General features: G+C 39.9%; 9 protein-coding genes and 3 pseudogenes. 7 read left to right on the top strand and 5 right to left on the bottom strand.

Annotated elements, in window-relative coordinates:
• Positions 1-187: 187 nt before the first annotated feature.
• A pseudogene (glyA, locus tag H3299_RS05685) lies at positions 188-1,476 on the bottom strand (serine hydroxymethyltransferase).
• A gap of 294 nt (positions 1,477-1,770) precedes the next feature.
• Between glyA and argC the strand changes: the two are divergent.
• Entirely contained in the window at positions 1,771-2,688 is a 918-nt protein-coding gene (gene argC, locus H3299_RS05680) for an N-acetyl-gamma-glutamyl-phosphate reductase (RefSeq protein WP_182419313.1), read from the top strand.
• An 88-nt stretch (positions 2,689-2,776) separates the two neighbouring features.
• On the opposite strand, the gene H3299_RS05675 is transcribed toward argC, so the two are convergent.
• The 4 genes and pseudogenes from H3299_RS05675 to metC all read right to left on the bottom strand — a co-directional run bounded on the left by H3299_RS05675 (position 2,777) and on the right by metC (position 9,110).
• Positions 2,777-4,189 (bottom strand): DegQ family serine endoprotease, encoded by a 1,413-nt coding sequence (locus tag H3299_RS05675; protein WP_182419312.1) that lies wholly within the window; start codon positions 4,187-4,189, stop codon positions 2,777-2,779.
• A gap of 219 nt (positions 4,190-4,408) precedes the next feature.
• The gene (locus tag H3299_RS05670; RefSeq protein ID WP_182419311.1) at positions 4,409-7,171 is read right to left on the bottom strand and encodes a [protein-PII] uridylyltransferase; all 2,763 of its coding nucleotides are present in this window, start codon (positions 7,169-7,171) and stop codon (positions 4,409-4,411) included.
• A gap of 161 nt (positions 7,172-7,332) precedes the next feature.
• A pseudogene (locus H3299_RS15640) lies at positions 7,333-7,707 on the bottom strand (linear amide C-N hydrolase); the annotation flags it as partial.
• 230 nt (positions 7,708-7,937) lie between these two features.
• Complete coding sequence (gene metC, locus H3299_RS05660) at positions 7,938-9,110, bottom strand: cystathionine beta-lyase (RefSeq protein WP_182419309.1); 1,173 nt, start codon at positions 9,108-9,110, stop codon at positions 7,938-7,940.
• A gap of 307 nt (positions 9,111-9,417) precedes the next feature.
• On the opposite strand from metC, the gene H3299_RS05655 reads away from it, so the two are divergent.
• The 6 genes and pseudogenes from H3299_RS05655 (at position 9,418) to H3299_RS05630 (ending at position 16,648) form a co-directional block, all read left to right on the top strand.
• Entirely contained in the window at positions 9,418-10,419 is a 1,002-nt protein-coding gene (locus H3299_RS05655) for an amino acid ABC transporter substrate-binding protein (RefSeq protein ID WP_182419668.1), read from the top strand.
• Between the two features lie 157 nt (positions 10,420-10,576).
• Positions 10,577-11,716: an amino acid ABC transporter permease gene (locus H3299_RS05650; RefSeq protein WP_182419308.1), complete on the top strand. Its 1,140-nt coding sequence runs from the start codon at positions 10,577-10,579 to the stop codon at positions 11,714-11,716.
• 2 nt (positions 11,717-11,718) lie between these two features.
• Complete coding sequence (locus tag H3299_RS05645; protein ID WP_182419307.1) at positions 11,719-12,879, top strand: amino acid ABC transporter permease; 1,161 nt, start codon at positions 11,719-11,721, stop codon at positions 12,877-12,879.
• A gap of 16 nt (positions 12,880-12,895) precedes the next feature.
• Positions 12,896-13,648 carry an amino acid ABC transporter ATP-binding protein gene (locus tag H3299_RS05640; RefSeq protein ID WP_210276143.1) on the top strand — a complete coding sequence of 251 codons (753 nt, stop codon included), beginning with the start codon at positions 12,896-12,898 and terminating at the stop codon, positions 13,646-13,648.
• An 81-nt stretch (positions 13,649-13,729) separates the two neighbouring features.
• Complete coding sequence (locus tag H3299_RS05635) at positions 13,730-15,157, top strand: PucR family transcriptional regulator (RefSeq protein WP_182419306.1); 1,428 nt, start codon at positions 13,730-13,732, stop codon at positions 15,155-15,157.
• Positions 15,158-15,368: 211 nt separating this feature from the next.
• Positions 15,369-16,648: pseudogene (locus H3299_RS05630) on the top strand (4-aminobutyrate--2-oxoglutarate transaminase).
• Positions 16,649-16,771: the final 123 nt, after the last annotated feature.

The following is a 16,771-nucleotide window of genomic DNA, read 5'->3' as shown; positions in this document are numbered from 1 at the left end:
ACTGGTGATATTAAAAGACTATAAATAATCAGCATATGCACTCAAACTAAAGAGCATATTATTATATTTTGTTTTTAATGGAACAAAGCAATTATTTAAAAACTCCGGTCTGATATTTAAAAGCATAAAGCATATAAACTTTTTGCAGTAAATATTGAACCGGAGCAAGGATCAAAAATATTTTAGCTTATCCTAAATAAGAATAAAGCGGGAAGCGCTCGGTAAGAGTGATAATTCTCTTGCGAACCTGTTCCTCAACTGCTGCATTACCATCATCAGAATTCGCTGCCTTTAAACCATCAAGAACTTCAGCAATTAAATTACCAATTTCGGTAAATTCACCAGCCATAAAACCACGGGCAGTACCGGCAGGCGTACCAAGACGAACACCGGATGTTACAAATGGCTTTTCAGGGTCGAATGGAATACCGTTTTTATTACATGTAATATTAGCGCGACCAAGAGCTGCCTCAGCACGCTTGCCTGTTGCATTTTTAGGGCGTAAATCAACTAACATTAAGTGATTATCAGTACCACCTGAAACAATATCAAGACCACTAGACTGCAAGGTTTTTGCAAGAACCTTGGCATTTTCAACTACATTTTGTGCGTAAGTTTTAAACTCTGGTTGCAATGCTTCACCAAAGGCAACGGCTTTTGCAGCAATGACATGCATTAAAGGACCACCCTGAAGCCCAGGGAAAACTGCAGAATTGATTTTCTTGGCGATATCTTCATGATTGGTCAAAATCATGCCGCCACGAGGACCGCGTAAAGATTTGTGGGGTTGTTGTGGTGACCACATGGGCATAAGGTAATGGGGAAGGATGCTGACCACCAGCCACAAGGCCTGCAATATGAGCCATGTCAACCATGAGGTAAGCGCCAATTTCATCGGCGATTTCACGGAAACGTTCCCAATCCCAAATACGAGAATAGGCAGTACCACCTGCAAGGATAAGCTTAGGCTTGTGTTGGCGAGCAAGATTGGCAATTTCTTCCATGTCTAATAATTGGTCATCACGGCGAACGCCATATGAAACAACGAAACCATTTACCTGACATATTGACTGGTGAACCATGGGTTAAGTGACCACCAGAATTTAGATCAAGCCCCATAAAGGTATCACCTGGTTGTAGCAATGCTAGAAAAACCGCCTGATTCATCTGACTACCAGAATTAGGCTGCACATTAGCAAAACCACAATTAAACAATTTTTTGGCACGTTCAATAGCTAGTTCTTCTACAACATCAGCATATTGGCAACCGCCATAATAACGCTTACCTGGATAGCCTTCAGCATATTTGTTGGTAAAAACCGAGCCTTGCGCTTCTAACACAGCGCGAGATACGATATTTTCTGAAGCAATCAGCTCAACTTCATGACGCTGACGACCGAGCTCACCACGAATTGCATTAAAAACATCAGAATCAACTGATTCCAAATCACCATTGAAAAAACGATCTAAAGACATGCTTGCGGACTGTACCATGAGCGGTTTCCTCTATTATAACAGCAACTCATTTGCCAATAACACAAATGAAGCCAATAGGCTATTACCGATATGTTTTTTAAACGATTTTAAAAGGAAGCATTGACTGTGGTGATTGGGAGGACATTTTTTATAATGTCTACAAAAATCTTATCTATCTTCGTTTTACATTTTTAGCAAAAACACATTACATTTTTTATAAACCCGTTCAAAAATACTATTTTAAATAGACTAGTCTATGTATATAATCATCAAATAGGTTTTTTGGAGACTAAAATGGCAAAAGTTTTTATTGATGGTGAACACGGCACAACAGGCTTGCAAATTGCAAAGCGGCTTGAAATGCGCAATGATATTGAACTTTTGTCAATCCCTCAAGCAGATCGCCGCAATGTAGAAATTCGTGCTGATTATTTGCGTAATGCCGATATTGTAATTTTATGCTTGCCAGATGATGCTTCAAAAGAAGCAGTAAAGATGCTACAGGACTGCCCTACCCGCATTATTGATAGTTCAACCGCTTTTAGAATCGACCCAAATTGGACCTATGGTTTTGCAGAAATGAGCAGAGGACAAAGCGAGCGCATTGCCAATGCGCAATATGTTGCAAATCCGGGTTGTTATCCAACGGGCGCAATATCGATTTTGCGTCCATTACGCGAAGCTGGCGTTCTTCCAGAGGATTATCCTGTAACTATTAATGCTGTTTCTGGCTATACTGGCGGAGGCAAACAACTTATTGCACAAATGGAAGATCTAACACGTGAAGACGCAATTCATGCCAATGATTTTCTTTATGGACTAAATTTAAAACATAAGCACGTTCCCGAAATAACCATGCACGGGCTTTTGGGGCATAGTCCTATTTTCACTCCAAGTGTCGGGCGTTTTGCGCAAGGTATGATTGTTAATGTGCCACTTTATCTCAATCGCCTTAATGGTAAGATAGACAAAAAGGCGTTATATGATCTTTTTTGCCAAAATTATAGCGGCCAAGATATTGTTGAGATTGATCCCTTGGAACAAACTGCAACCATGAGCCGTATAGATGCAGAGGAATTAGTGAATACTGATCGTTTAAAAATTTATATCACAGGTAATGATAGTCTTGTAAATGTCGTTGCAGTTCTTGATAATCTTGGCAAAGGAGCCTCTGGTGCTGCGGTACAAAATCTAAACCTAATGATTGGTTAATTAGTATTTCATCATTTATAAATATAAAAAGCGTATTTAATTGGGTTTAAATACGCTTTTTTTCAATTAAAATGCTTAGAATTTAAGTCTAGCGATAGAATTGTCGGATTAAAACGCCATTACGCACAAATTCTAGTCGCCAAATTTGCGGCTGACCCGCATTTAAAACTTTTTTCAAATCATTAACTGTATTAATAAGCTGGCCATTTACCGCCCTTATCACATCACCTTTAGCAAAAATATTTGCTGCGCGTGAATTATCATCCACATTACTTATCACCACACCCTTAGCATTTTGTGGTTGATTAAAGCGCCGAGCATTAATTGGCGTCAAATTGGAAACTTCAGTGCCTGTAAAGGGTGAATTGCCAGTAAGTACTTCGGCAGCACCTGAAGCATCATTTGGCATAGCTGTAAGCACAACTGTTATTTTGGCCACCTTGCCATTGCGCATAATATCAAAATCAATGCTTTTACCAATTCCAGTGGTTAACAGACGATAACCGAGTGCATCGGGATTTTCAATTTTTTGCCCTTGAGCGGTTAAAATAATGTCGCCAACCGATAAACCAGCCTTAGCTGCAGGACTATTGGCTTGCACATCAGTTACTAATGCGCCATAAGGCTGCTCCATACCCAGACTTTCAGCCAATGCGGTGTCTAATCCTTGAAACGATGCGCCAAGATAAGGCTGCTCAAAATTACTGCCACCACGCTTTACTGTTTCGACTACCGATCGCACAAGATTGGAAGGGATAGCAAACCCAATACCAATAGAACCGCCAGTGCGTGAATAAATTGCAGTATTAATCCCAATAAGATTTCCATCCATACCGATAAGTGCGCCACCAGAATTACCTGGATTAATTGCAGCATCGGTCTGAATGAAAAAGTCAAAATCAGAAATTCCAACCTTAGTTCGTGCCTGTGCCGACACAATACCACTTGTTACAGTCTGCCCAACGCCAAAAGGATTACCAATCGCTAAAACCAAATCGCCAACTTCAACCTTGTCAGAATCTGCAAGCGCTAAAACCGGAAATTGCAAACCATGCGGATCTATTTTTAAGACAGCAATATCTGTTGCCTCATCTTTCAATAAAACCTTGCTTTCAAACTCGCGCCCATCTGACAATGCAACCTTTACTTCGTCAGCACCACGGATCACGTGATAATTTGTAACAATCAAACCACTTTGATCAACAATAACACCAGATCCTAGTGAAGATTGAACACGAGGAGGCTGGTTTTGAAAGCGGCCGCCAAAAAACTGCTCAAAAAAGGGATCTCCATCAAAAGGCGTTGCTTGGCGCCGAATTTGTCTTGCCGCATAAACATTAACCACTGCCGGCATAGCCTTTTTAACCAAAGGTGCAAAGGAAAGCTGCATTTCCATTGGACTTTGCGGAACTTGTCTTTGGGCATCTTGCGCGTTGGCGCTAAAGCTGCCAGAAAAAACCGTTAAAAGTACAATAGAAGAGGCTAAATATTTTTTTATCATATTCTGGCTCCTGATCTTACCAGCTTGTTTATATCTTTAGAATTCGTAAAATTATAAATCATTTATGGCTAAAAAACTGCAAATTTATTATTCACTTTGATTTGATATATTTTAACACTTAATTTTTATTCATTAAAATAATTTAATATTTTGGTTTAAGTGACATTTATATAATACTACTAATAAATTTGTCATTTTTAAATTGCCGCTTTTTAATAACTAACCTACATCACCAAATAATTGATTTAATCTTCGCTTTATTGTCCTTTGTCTTGCTATATTATCAATTTTATGCCCGACTAAATCAGTCACATAAAATGTATCCATAATTTTTTCGCCAAAAGTAGTAATATGGGCAGATGCAATATCTAGTGACAAATTAGAAATTGTCCCGGTTAACTCTGATAATAAACCCGGTCTATCTAAACCTTTTACCTCGATAACACTGAACTTATCAGACAGCGTATTATTAATCTCAATACGTGGGGCAACAGAAAAAGCTTTTGCCATTTTTTTGGGTTTAGCGCGCGCTGCTATAAACTCAGTTAGTCGCGCCTCTCCTCTTAACAGTGATGAAATGGCATCAGCGATCTTTTGCGCGCGACGCTCTTCATCACTAGCCAGTTCAAATTCACGGCTAAGCAAAATCGTATCAAGAGCCCGCCCGTCAGAAGTTGTAAAAATCTGGGCATCGACAATATTGGCTCCGGCTGCTGCACAAGCACCGGTAATAACTGATAAAAGCCTTGGATGATCTGGCGCAAGAATGGTAAGTTCAGTTACCGCTTCAAAATTATGCAATTTTGCCATAAAAGCAAAGGTCTTTTCATTTTCATCAGCATGGGTAATAAAATTAGCGTGGCGTATTTTATCATCCAATGATACGGTGAGCCAATAATTGGGATATAAAAGCTCAATATAGGCATTAAGTTTTTCTTCTTGCCAATTCCGCAGGGCTACAGCTAATTCAGCCTTAGCCTCCAAAATTCGCTCAAAGCGTGTTTCTTTTGAAAACCCACCGGTTAAAACAATTTCTGTTTCATAATAAAGTGTCCGTAACAATTGCCCTTTCCAGCCATTCCAAACGCCTGGCCCTACCCCTTTAATATCGCAAATTGTCAAGATTAGCAGTAGTTTAAGCCGATCCATTGTTTGAACAACATCGGCAAAATCATTGATGGTTTTGCGATCATTTAAATCACGTGATTGCGCTACAATACTCATGGTCAAATGCTCGCGAATAAGCCATGCAACCGTTTCACAATCTGTGGATGATAGACCAAATCTTTTGCATAGTTTTCGGGCAATTTTTTCGCCAGCAATAGAATGATCTTCTGGTCGCCCTTTTGCAATATCATGCAGGAATACAGCAATATATAAAAGCCGCCGTTCATTTTTTAATTGGGGGATTAGACCAGTTGCTAAAGGGTGTTCTTTAAGATTATTCCCTTTATCAATTTCACTTAAATAATAAACACATAGCAACAAATGTTCATCCACAGTATAATGATGATACATACTAAATTGCATCATAGCAACAATTTTACCAAAATCGGGTATAAATTTACCTAGAACACCCGATTCATTCATCCGGCGCAGCATAAGGGAAGGATTGCGTGGCGAGGTTAAAACATCTAAAAATAGACCATTGGCAATTTTATTTTCACGCACTTCGTTGGTAATTAACTTCAAAGATCGCGTCATTTGTTGCATAGCATGGGGATGCAATTCAAAACCATGTTGATCAGCGATTTGGAAAATACGGATCAAATTAACTGGGTCTGTTGAAAAAACATCGGCATTGGCAATATTAATACGCTGATTATCAATGATAAAATCATCACTACCTTTAATTTTCTTCTTTCGCTTAGAAAAAGTTAAAAATATTTGGTTTATGCCTGGCACTGCTTTAGCATGATCTTCCTCAAGCGCTGCTGAAATAATGCGGGTTAGATCGCCAACCTGTTTAGCCACCAGAAAATAATGCTTCATAAAGCGTTCGACATCTTCTTGGCCTGGATGGGCAGTATAGCCAAGTCGATGTGCGATATCACGCTGAATGTCGAAAGACAGACGTTCATTGGCTTTGCCGGCTAAAAAATGCATATGGCAACGCACAGCCCATAAAAAATCATCGGCCTTTTTAAAGATATTGGATTCTTGACGCGATAAAATTCCGATTTTAACCAATTGCTCTGGGGTTTTAACACCATAAAAATATCGCGTTATCCAATAGAGTGTTTGCAAATCGCGCTGCCCCCCCTTACTTTCCTTAACATTGGGTTCAACCAAATAGCGTGTTTGTCCTGCTTTTTTATGTCGCTCATCGCGCTCAATCAATTTAGCGCGGATAAATTGTGGTGCTGTGTCTTTCACTATTTCTGCGTTAAACCGATCAGATAATTGTTGAAAGAGTGGTTGATTGCCGTTTAAAAAACGCATTTCCAAAAGTGCAGTGCGAACGGTCATATCTTCACGCGCCATACGTATCGTTTCATCAATATTGCGCGTTGCATGTCCAACTTTTAAGCCAATATCCCAAAGCATATAAAGGATAAATTCCATGACTTGTTCGCCCCATGGCGTTTGCTTATAGGGAAGCAAAAACAAAAGATCGATATCGGAACTAGGGGCAAGCGTACCGCGACCATAACCACCAACAGCGATTAAAGCTATACGCTCACCATTTGACGGATTTTGCAATTTGAATATTTTTTTTATCACCACATCATAAAGTGCATCGATAATAATATCAATTAACAAGCTAAGACGCTTGGCACATAAACGGCCGTGACCATCAAGCAAAAGTTGAATTTCACAGCCCTTTTGTCCAGCAACAAGAGCTTGTTTTAATTCGCGTCTTATAGCTTCGCGTTTTTGTACATCGGTGCAATTCGATTTTTCATCGCCAATGACTTCATAAAGCCGCTTTTTTAACTCTGATGAATTAACAACATCTTCAACTTTTGCCAACTTTGTCATTTCAACCTGCCCCCATTTTAAATAATGATACCAGTTCAATCATTATATTGTCATTATCATCGGCCACAATAAAGTTGGTTATCACACTTAGCTTATTATCAAGATCGAAAGCCATTTTATGTAATTATTCGATATAGCTTTGTAATTTAACTGGGTGCAAATCACTTTAATTTATAGCCTAAAAAAATTATAGTCCAAAAAAACTTGAATGGAGCAGCTTCCTTAAAAATTTTTATTGGCCATGCCTGAATAGATATGCGTATGGTTGAGCCCCCAATCAAGTTTCATGACCTTACCAGTAACCTTAGTAAAATCTACCTTTGTCAAATTCGCCCAGAATATATTGGGAGTAGTGGTTGCTTAAAAAAATAGAGCTTACGTTTATGATGCGGCACTGCGCGCCAGCGCGTTGACGATATATTAGGCTCATTTGGTGTCGTAATTCCATAAGGAACAAATATATTGCAAATAACACTGAAAACACTTGCAATGGCTTCAATTGGACTTTCACTTTTTGGTATTGCATTCACATAGAATATGGAACAAGCAGAAATAACTTTATCATCTGCACCATGATATACAAAACGAGTACATGCATTGGCAACTAGGCTTGCTAACATAGATATTACAGCAAGGAAAGCCACAAAGCCAGTTGTAAAGGGACAGTTTTTGCACATCTTCATCGACTTCCCATCCATTAAATACCCAATGAATCAGTAGACATTGTCTTATAGCTTCATTGGGTATTAATTAAAAAATGGAGTTATTATAAGCCAGTTGCATTGATTGCATTTTGTAAGTCTTTTTGCAAATCTTCAAAATTTTCAATACCTATTTGCAAGCGCAAAACAGGCCCTGCAAAATCTTTTTTGGCGACTACACGGTCTTTTAAGTTAACATGAACTGCAAGGCTTTCATAACCGCCCCATGAATAGCCAAGCCCAAAAAGCTGTAAGCTATCAAGGAAACGACTTGCTTCTTCTATACCCCCATTTTTCAAAACAATGGAAAAAATAGTGGCTGAACCTTTAAAATCACGACACCAAATTGCGTGTCCCATATTGCTTGGCAATTCCGGATGCAAGACTTCAGCAACTTGCGGTAAAGTTTCTAGCCATGAAGCAAGAGCAATTGTTGTTTTACTTTGATGAGCAAGGCGTATATTCATGGTGCGCATACTACGCAAAACGAGATAAGCATCGTCACCCGATACACTCATGCCAGTAATTTTGTGGGCATCCTTGATAAGATCAGCATATTTTTGATTGGCGGACACCATCCCCATCAGCACATCCGCATGACCTGCAGGATATTTGGTCGCCGCATTAATCGAAATATCAACCCCATAATCTAACGCTTTAAATAAAAGCGGCGTTGCCCACGTGTTATCCATCATAACGATAGCGCCAATTTTGTGGGCAGCTGCGGCAATTGCAGGAATATCCTGCATTTCAAAGGTATTGGATGCAGGCGACTCGGTAAAGACAATTCGTGTATTGTCTTTAAAGAGCTTTTCTATACCGGCACCAATTAACGGATCATAATATTCAACCTCAACTCCCATGCGCGTTAAAATCGTATCAGCGAAACGACGCGTCGGAAAATAGACGGAGTCCGTAATAAGTAGGTGATCACCGCTGCTTAGCGCACCAAGCAGCGGCATAGTAATGGCTGCAAGACCAGATGGCGTTAACACGGTAACCGCTGAGCCTTCAAGAAGATCAACTGCATGGCAAAGCGCATCGGTGGTTGTCGTACCATGGGTACCATAAGTATAGGCTTGGTTCTCCAAAGCCATTGTATTGGCATCAGGAAAAAGAACGGTTGAGGCACGGACCACTGGTGGATTAACAAAACCGTGATAATCATGGGGATTATATCCACCATGAGCGAGTTTTGTATTAACACCCCAATTATCCATATCTTTAGTTTTTGCCATTGCCTTATTATCCTCTTTTTAGGCTCTACGACCTATGGAACCAAATTTGATGTTTAGGTTAGATTATTTTTATGCTAACTTGCAAGAAAACAATGGAAAAAAATTGCTTGAACTTGCAATCAAACTACGTTCCAAATGGATATTGTAACTGCAAACTAAATCTAAGAGGGTGATTATGGCAATAAATACCAAATTTCTGACAGCTTTATTGGCGATAACAACGATAAGCGGCTTTCAAAGTCAATTGGCAAATGCACAAACTGAAGCAGCTCAAGCACCAGTTAAAGGCACTGTTGTTACCAGCGAAATGAAAGTAACATTGGGCGACCCTAAGCTTGAAAATGCTGGTGCGACCTTGCGTGCAGTAAAAACCCGTGGTCATTTGGTATGCGGTGTCAATACAGGATTAACTGGCTTTGCGATCAGAGATGGGAAAGGCAATTGGACAGGTTTTGATGCTGATTATTGCCGCGCAGTTGCTTCGGCTATCTTTGGAGATAAATCCAAAGTAGAATTTGTGCCTCTTTCCGCCAAAGAGCGCTTTCTTGCGCTTCAATCGGGGCAGATTGATGTGCTAATCCGCAATACAACTTGGACAATGAGCCGCGATACGTCACTTGGTATCGAGTTTACTGGAATTAATTATTATGACGGCCAAGGCTTTATGATAAATTCTGACCGGTTAAAAGACGTAACTTCTGCTTTGCAACTTTCTGGTGCATCTATATGTGTTCAATCTGGTACATCAACTGAATTGACCTTAGCAGATTATTTCCGCAACCATAAAATGCAATATGAACCAGTGGTTTTTGAAAAATTCACTGAAGTCAATGCGGCTTACGATGCTGGCCGTTGCGACGCTTATACGACAGATCAATCATCGCTTTATGCAACTCGCTTGCAATTAGCAAATCCTGATAAAAATGTTGTTTTACCGCAAATCATTTCAAAAGAACCTTTTGGTCCTGCTGTACGCCAAGGCGATGCACAATGGGCAAATATTGTTCGTTGGACTCATTATGCAATGGTTAACGCTGAAGAATTTGGTATAACCAGTTCTAATGTTGATGATATGGCAAAATCTGATAATCCCGACATTAAGCGCATGCTTGGTGCAGAACAAGGTAACGATATTGGTAAGGACTTAGGACTTGATCAGGATTGGGTTATCAAAATCATTAAAAATGTTGGTAATTATGGAGAAGTTTTTGAGCGCAATATAGGACAAAATACGCCGCTTAAAATTTCACGTGGTATCAATGCCTTATGGACCAAGGGTGGTTTACAATATGGCGTGCCTATTCGTTAAAACCTTGTAAATAAATCGGGTATTGCGCACCCGTTTTGTTTTAAAATTTGTTTTACTTACCAATATAAATTTATGAGGCATTGTACTCTTGGTACCTATTCAACCACGGCCCTCCCCGATAAAAAAAGGTGCGTTTCGCACCTTTTTGCATTCCATATTGAGTGTTAGTTTTCTTATTCAATTGCTAGTAATTGTTTTTATTGGACTAACGGCACAGTGGATTATCACCAATACGATTACCAATATGCAAGCCAATAATATGACTGCGGGCTTTGGCTTTCTACTTCAGCGCGCGGGTGTTTCTATTCCCAATAGTCTTATTCCCTATAGCGAAGATTCCAACTATCTCACAGCGCTAGCTGCTGGCTTTGTCAATACAATAGTGATGGCCGTTCTATGCATCATAGCATCAAGCCTATTGGGGCTTTTAATTGGCATTGGTCGGCTGTCTAATAATTGGTTAGTTTCAAAAATTTGCCTGTTTTACATTGAGACTTTTCGCAATATTCCTCCGCTTTTGGTGATATTTTTTTGGTATTTTGCAATAATTCAAGCTTTACTACCATCGGTGCGTGACAGTATTGCACTACCGTTTAATGTTTTTATCAATCAACGTGGTATCTTTTTGCCGCAGCCAATATTTGGCCAAAGTGGTTGGCTGATTATGCTGAGTTTTGCAGTAGCAGTTATTATTAGCCTTCTATTATGTATCTCTTTGCGTCATTGGGGCAAAAAGCGCTTTGAGCAAAGCGGTAAAGCCCAGATTTTATGGCCATTTTATATTTTAGTTATTACTGCCACTTTTTTATTTCTTATGCCAATTTTACAATTTTCAGGCTTTAATATACCGCAAGCAGGGCGATTTAACATCAGCGGCGGCACAAGTATAACACCAGAATTTACCGCATTATTTTTAGCTCTTTCCATTTACACATCGGCTTTAATTGCAGAACTTGTGCGCAGTGGCCTCCAAGGTGTCGATTATGGTTACAAGGAAGCTGGAGCTTCACTTGGTTTAAAGCCTCGCCTTATTACAAGGCTTATTGTTTTGCCACTTGCCTTGCGCATCATTATTCCACCACTCTCCAGCCAATATATGAGCTTGATGAAAAACACTTCACTTGCAACAGCTGTTGGTTATACCGAGATTATGCGCATTGGTAACACCATCTACAATCAAACAGGGCAGCCCATCCAAGTAACCGTTATTTGGATAATCGTTTACTTAAGCCTTAGCTTGCTTATTTCACTGATCATGAATTGGTTTAATTATAAAACCAGTTTGAAAGGACGCTAAAAATGGAAAAAATTAGCGCCTTTACTCGTAAGCAATTGCTACCTGCCCTGCCACCACCCAAACGCCAAAGTGGTATTTTGCACTGGCTAAAACGCCGACTATTTGCAAATCCACTTGATGGCTTAATAACCATATTTTTGTTAATAGCCTTGATCTACACCTCCATTCCAACTTTACGTTGGTTGTTTATTGATGCCAGTTGGATAGGCAATGATCGTGCGGCGTGCGCAACTATCATACAAGGCGGCATTCAACCCAATGGTTGGTCAGGCGCATGCTGGGCATTTGTCCGCGCTAATATGAGTTCATTTTTATATGGTATTTACCCACAAAGTGAATTATGGCGGGTTCATTGCGCATTGTTATTGGTGATTATAGTCAATATTCCACTATTGATGCCGAGAGTAAGGTTCAAAGTCATCAACGCCCTTTTATCGTTTATTTTTGTACCAATCTTTTGCTATATCTTGCTTTATGGTGGTGCATTTGGATTAACGAGCGTGCCAACTGCGCGTTGGGGTGGTTTACTTGCAACTTTAATCATTGCCTATTCCAGCATAATCGTTTCGCTACCGCTTGGCACTTTGCTGGCACTTGGACGGCAATCGAAAAAGCCAATCATTCACTTTTTATGTGTAATTTTTATCGAAACCTTGCGTGGTGTACCCTTGGTGGCAGTGCTTTTTGTCGCCAATGTCATGTTGCCATTGTTTTTTCCGCAAGATTTAAATTTTGATAATTTTTTAAGAGCGCTTATTGCGGTAGCGCTTTTTACCTCAGTCTATATTGCAGAAGTTATTCGTGGCGGTTTGCAAGCAGTACCTAAGGCACAATATGAAGCTGCATGGTCGCTTGGGCTGCGTTATTGGCAAATGATTAGCTTTATCATTGTGCCACAAGCTTTTCGCCTTGTTATTCCCGGTGTCATCAATATTTTGATTGGAATGTTTAAAGATACTAGCTTGATCTATACGATTAATATGCAAGACTTATTGGGTGCCGCCCAAAATGCTACCTTACAACCCAATTGGATAAGTCCCGTAACACCTGCAACCGCCTATATTTTTGCCGGCTTTATCTTTTGGCTATTTTGCTTTGCCATGTCACGCTATGCCCATTTTATCGAGCGCCACCTCAATGCCTCAAGAAAATTACAAAACTAATGAAATGAATAACATCATGATTGACCAAACAAATGACAGTCCACTTGCCGTTGAAATGAAAACGGTCAATAAATGGTTTGGTGACAACCATGTTTTGCGTGATATTAATCTATCTGTCACGGTGGGTGAAAAAATTGTGGTTATCGGTCCCTCTGGATCAGGTAAATCAACTATGATCCGTTGCATAAATGCATTGGAAGCCTATCAAAGCGGACAAATCACGGTTGAGGGTATCCAGCTTGATTCCAGTAGCCGCCATATTGATAAGGTTCGCAGTGAAGTTGGTATGGTTTTTCAGCAATTCAATCTTTTCCCCCATTTAACCATTTTAGAAAATTGTACTTTAGCCCCAATTTGGGTTCGCCATATGAACCGCAGCACTGCGAATGATTTAGCACTGGATTATTTGGATAAGGTCCACATCAAGGATCAAGCCAATAAATATCCCGGACAATTATCGGGTGGACAACAGCAGCGTGCAGCAATTGCTCGTTCTTTGTGTATGAGCCCTAAAATCATGCTTTTTGATGAACCGACTTCGGCGCTTGATCCTGAAATGATAAAAGAAGTTTTAGATACAATCGAAGAACTTGCCAAAACTGGTATGACAATGATTTGTGTTACCCATGAGATGGCTTTTGCTCGCGAAATAGCAGATCGCATTATCTTCATGGATGAGGGACAAATTATGGAAATAAATACCCCAAAAAATCTTTTTACCAATCCGCAAATTGCACGCACAAAAACATTTTTAGAGCAAATACTATAAATGAATATGCTGAAATGATGTAAAAATTTATAGTTCATTTAATTGTAAATAACTAAAAGCAAAACTTAAAGATTATAAATTATGCCCCTAACCGTTGAACGCCTTTGTAGCATGACTAAACCTGCTCTCATTCCCATTGCAGGTCTTGAGGGGCTTAAAAACCGTATTAACTGGGTAATTGCTTCCGATAATCCCGAACCACGCCGTTGGTTAAGAGGTGGTGAGTTTAATCTCATATCAGGTTGGAACCTTAATGATGATGCGGCAATGATCCGCTACATGGATCAACTCTATTCAAGTGGAGTTGCTGGCATTGGGTTTGGTATAGGGCTTAAATTTAGTAAAATTCCAGCCATCATGATTGAAAGAGCAAATGCTCTTAAACTACCCTTATGCGAAGTGCCTTATGAATTAAGTTTTGCCCATATAACACAGATTGCAGCAGAACAGCTTGTCGATAAGCCAAGCCAACTTGGCAATAGATCCTATTACAGCCAAATTCTTGACGATGCCATTGATGAAAAATTACAGCTTTCCGATATTACTATGCGGCTAGCCAATAGCTTATTGGCGGACTGCCAAATTATTGAGCAGGATAAAAATATCTTAGCCGAGGCGGTACGCAGTAAGGGCGCCAAAGCAAAGGAAGCAATAAACCAACATAATGATTTTACCAGCTTTTCTTGCACCAATACAATTGAATTGCGCATTAAACGCAAATCGCAAGATTTTTCATTAACCGATAAGGCATTTATCCATGAAATGATTTTGGCAGCAAGAATTATTATCAATCGCACCAATGCGGTAAACCGCGCTGAAAGCCGTTTAAAAATTGATATATTTTCCATGCTGATGCAATCATTTTTACCTTTACAAGAAATAAGGCATAAGCTTTTTTCACTTGGCTTTGACCCTGATAGCAATTTCGGATTTGCTTTTGTAAAACCGCTTAATGGTCATTTGAAAAAGACAGCAGATTTAATTGCCACTAACTTACCAAAAGACTCGATAATTCAGATTTACAACAATGAAATTATTGTTTTTTTTGCAATTTCATCACGATTACCTCCTAAACAGCTTTTAGCACCATTGCTGACTATTTGTCCCAATTGTAGCATAGGGGTAAGTAAACCAGTTAAAGCAGATCAGTTACATACGGGCTTACGGCAAGCACAAATGCTGGCGCAAAACTCAACAGCAGGCCTTTATGATAGCGATGATATGGCAATTGAAACCATGCTTGGTTTATTGGATCCCATCTCAGCCAAAGCTTTCAAAAACGCCATACTTCACAAAGACCTATCTGCTGAATTACTTACGACCATCGAGATGTTGCTAGATAGTGGTTTTAACCTCCATGAAACGGCACAAAAGCTTAATGTCCACCGCCACACTATTCGCAACCGCATGGAACGCTTTAATGACCTTACCGGTCTTGATATCCAAAATGCTGATAACCGCAATAAAATATGGCTCGCTTTAAAAATTGCCAAAATATTTTCCGTGTAATTTCAATAATAAAAGAGCCAACCAATATCCCAAACGTATAAATAATAAAATATAATTATACAGATTGTCTATATTTTTTGACAAAAAATAGGTTAATCTATCCTCAACAAGTGTCAAAATGATAAGTGCAGTGTCGATCCCTAATAGTTTCACTTAAATTATCTTTTGATCCAATCATACAGTTTTTTAAGCGAATATGGAGGATTTAATCATGGGAAATGCAGAACTTTCAAAGCGCCGCTCAGATGCTGTTGCGCGCGGCGTTGGTGTAACTACGCCAATTTTTGCAGATAAAGCAGAAAATACTGAACTTTGGGATGCAGAAGGCCGCCGCTTTATTGATTTTGCATCGGGTATTGCAGTGCTTAACACTGGCCACCGCCACCCAAAAGTTATTGAAGCGGTAAAAAAGCAGCTTGATCGCTTTACCCATACTTGCCATCAGGTTGTGCCTTATGAGAATTATGTGGAGCTTGCTGAAAAACTCAATGCAGCAACACCCGGTAATTTTAAGAAAAAAACTGTTTTTGTAACTACCGGCGCTGAAGCAGTTGAAAATGCGATTAAAATTGCTCGCGCACATACAGGGCGTGATGGCGTTATTGCGTTCTCCGGTGGTTTTCATGGCCGTACATTTATGGGCATGGCTTTAACTGGTAAGGTCGTCCCTTATAAAGTTGGCTTTGGCGCAATGCCTGGTGATATTTACCATATTCCCTACCCTTATTCAGTACATGGTGTAACGGTTGAAGATAGTATAAATGCGTTAAATACGCTGCTTAAAGCAGATATTGATCCAAAGCGCATTGCAGCTATTATTCTAGAACCTGTTCAGGGTGAAGGTGGTTTTTTATCAAGCACCAGCAGAATTAATGAACCGAGTTCGCGAAATCTGTGATGAACACGGCATTGTTATGATAGCTGATGAAGTACAGACAGGCTTTGCCAGAACAGGCAAGCTCTTTGCCATGGATCATTATGACGTCGCCCCAGACCTTATCACTATGGCAAAAAGCTTAGCTGGCGGTTTCCCACTATCAGCGGTTACTGGCAAGGCTGAAATCATGGATGCCCCAGGCGTAGGCGGCCTTGGTGGCACCTATGGCGGTAATCCATTAGCCATTGCAGCAGCTCTAGCTGTGCTTGATGTAATTGAAGAAGAAGGGCTTTGTGAAAGAGCAAACCAGCTTGGCTCGCGCTTGCGCCAACGTTTGGCTTCCATTCAGGACGATGTACCGGAAATCAAGGATATCCGTGGTCCAGGCTTCATGACCGCAGTTGAATTTTTTGACAAAAACGGCAAGCCATCAGCTGACTTTGCTAATAAAAATCCGCCTTAAGGCTCTTGAAAAAGGGCTTATCTTACTTACCTGCGGTGTCTATAGCAATGTTATCCGCTTTTTGGCGCCAATCACGGTTGATGATAAGATTTTTAATGAAGCCCTTGATATTTTAGAGCAATCAATCCGCGAAGTTAAAGCAACAAGTTAATTTGCGCTTTTTCAATACCTAGCATTAAATACAAAAGACACTAGAGCACAATTATTTAAGTTACAACAACTAGGTGCTCTAGTTTTCTCGCTGTAATTAAGCAGATTGGCTTTCCCGTAAAGC

The organism is Bartonella sp. HY038, from assembly GCF_014117425.1.
GTDB lineage: Bacteria > Pseudomonadota > Alphaproteobacteria > Rhizobiales > Rhizobiaceae > HY038.
The sequence above is the reverse complement of the archived record's forward strand: the minus strand, read 5'-3'. Positions and strand labels throughout refer to the sequence as shown.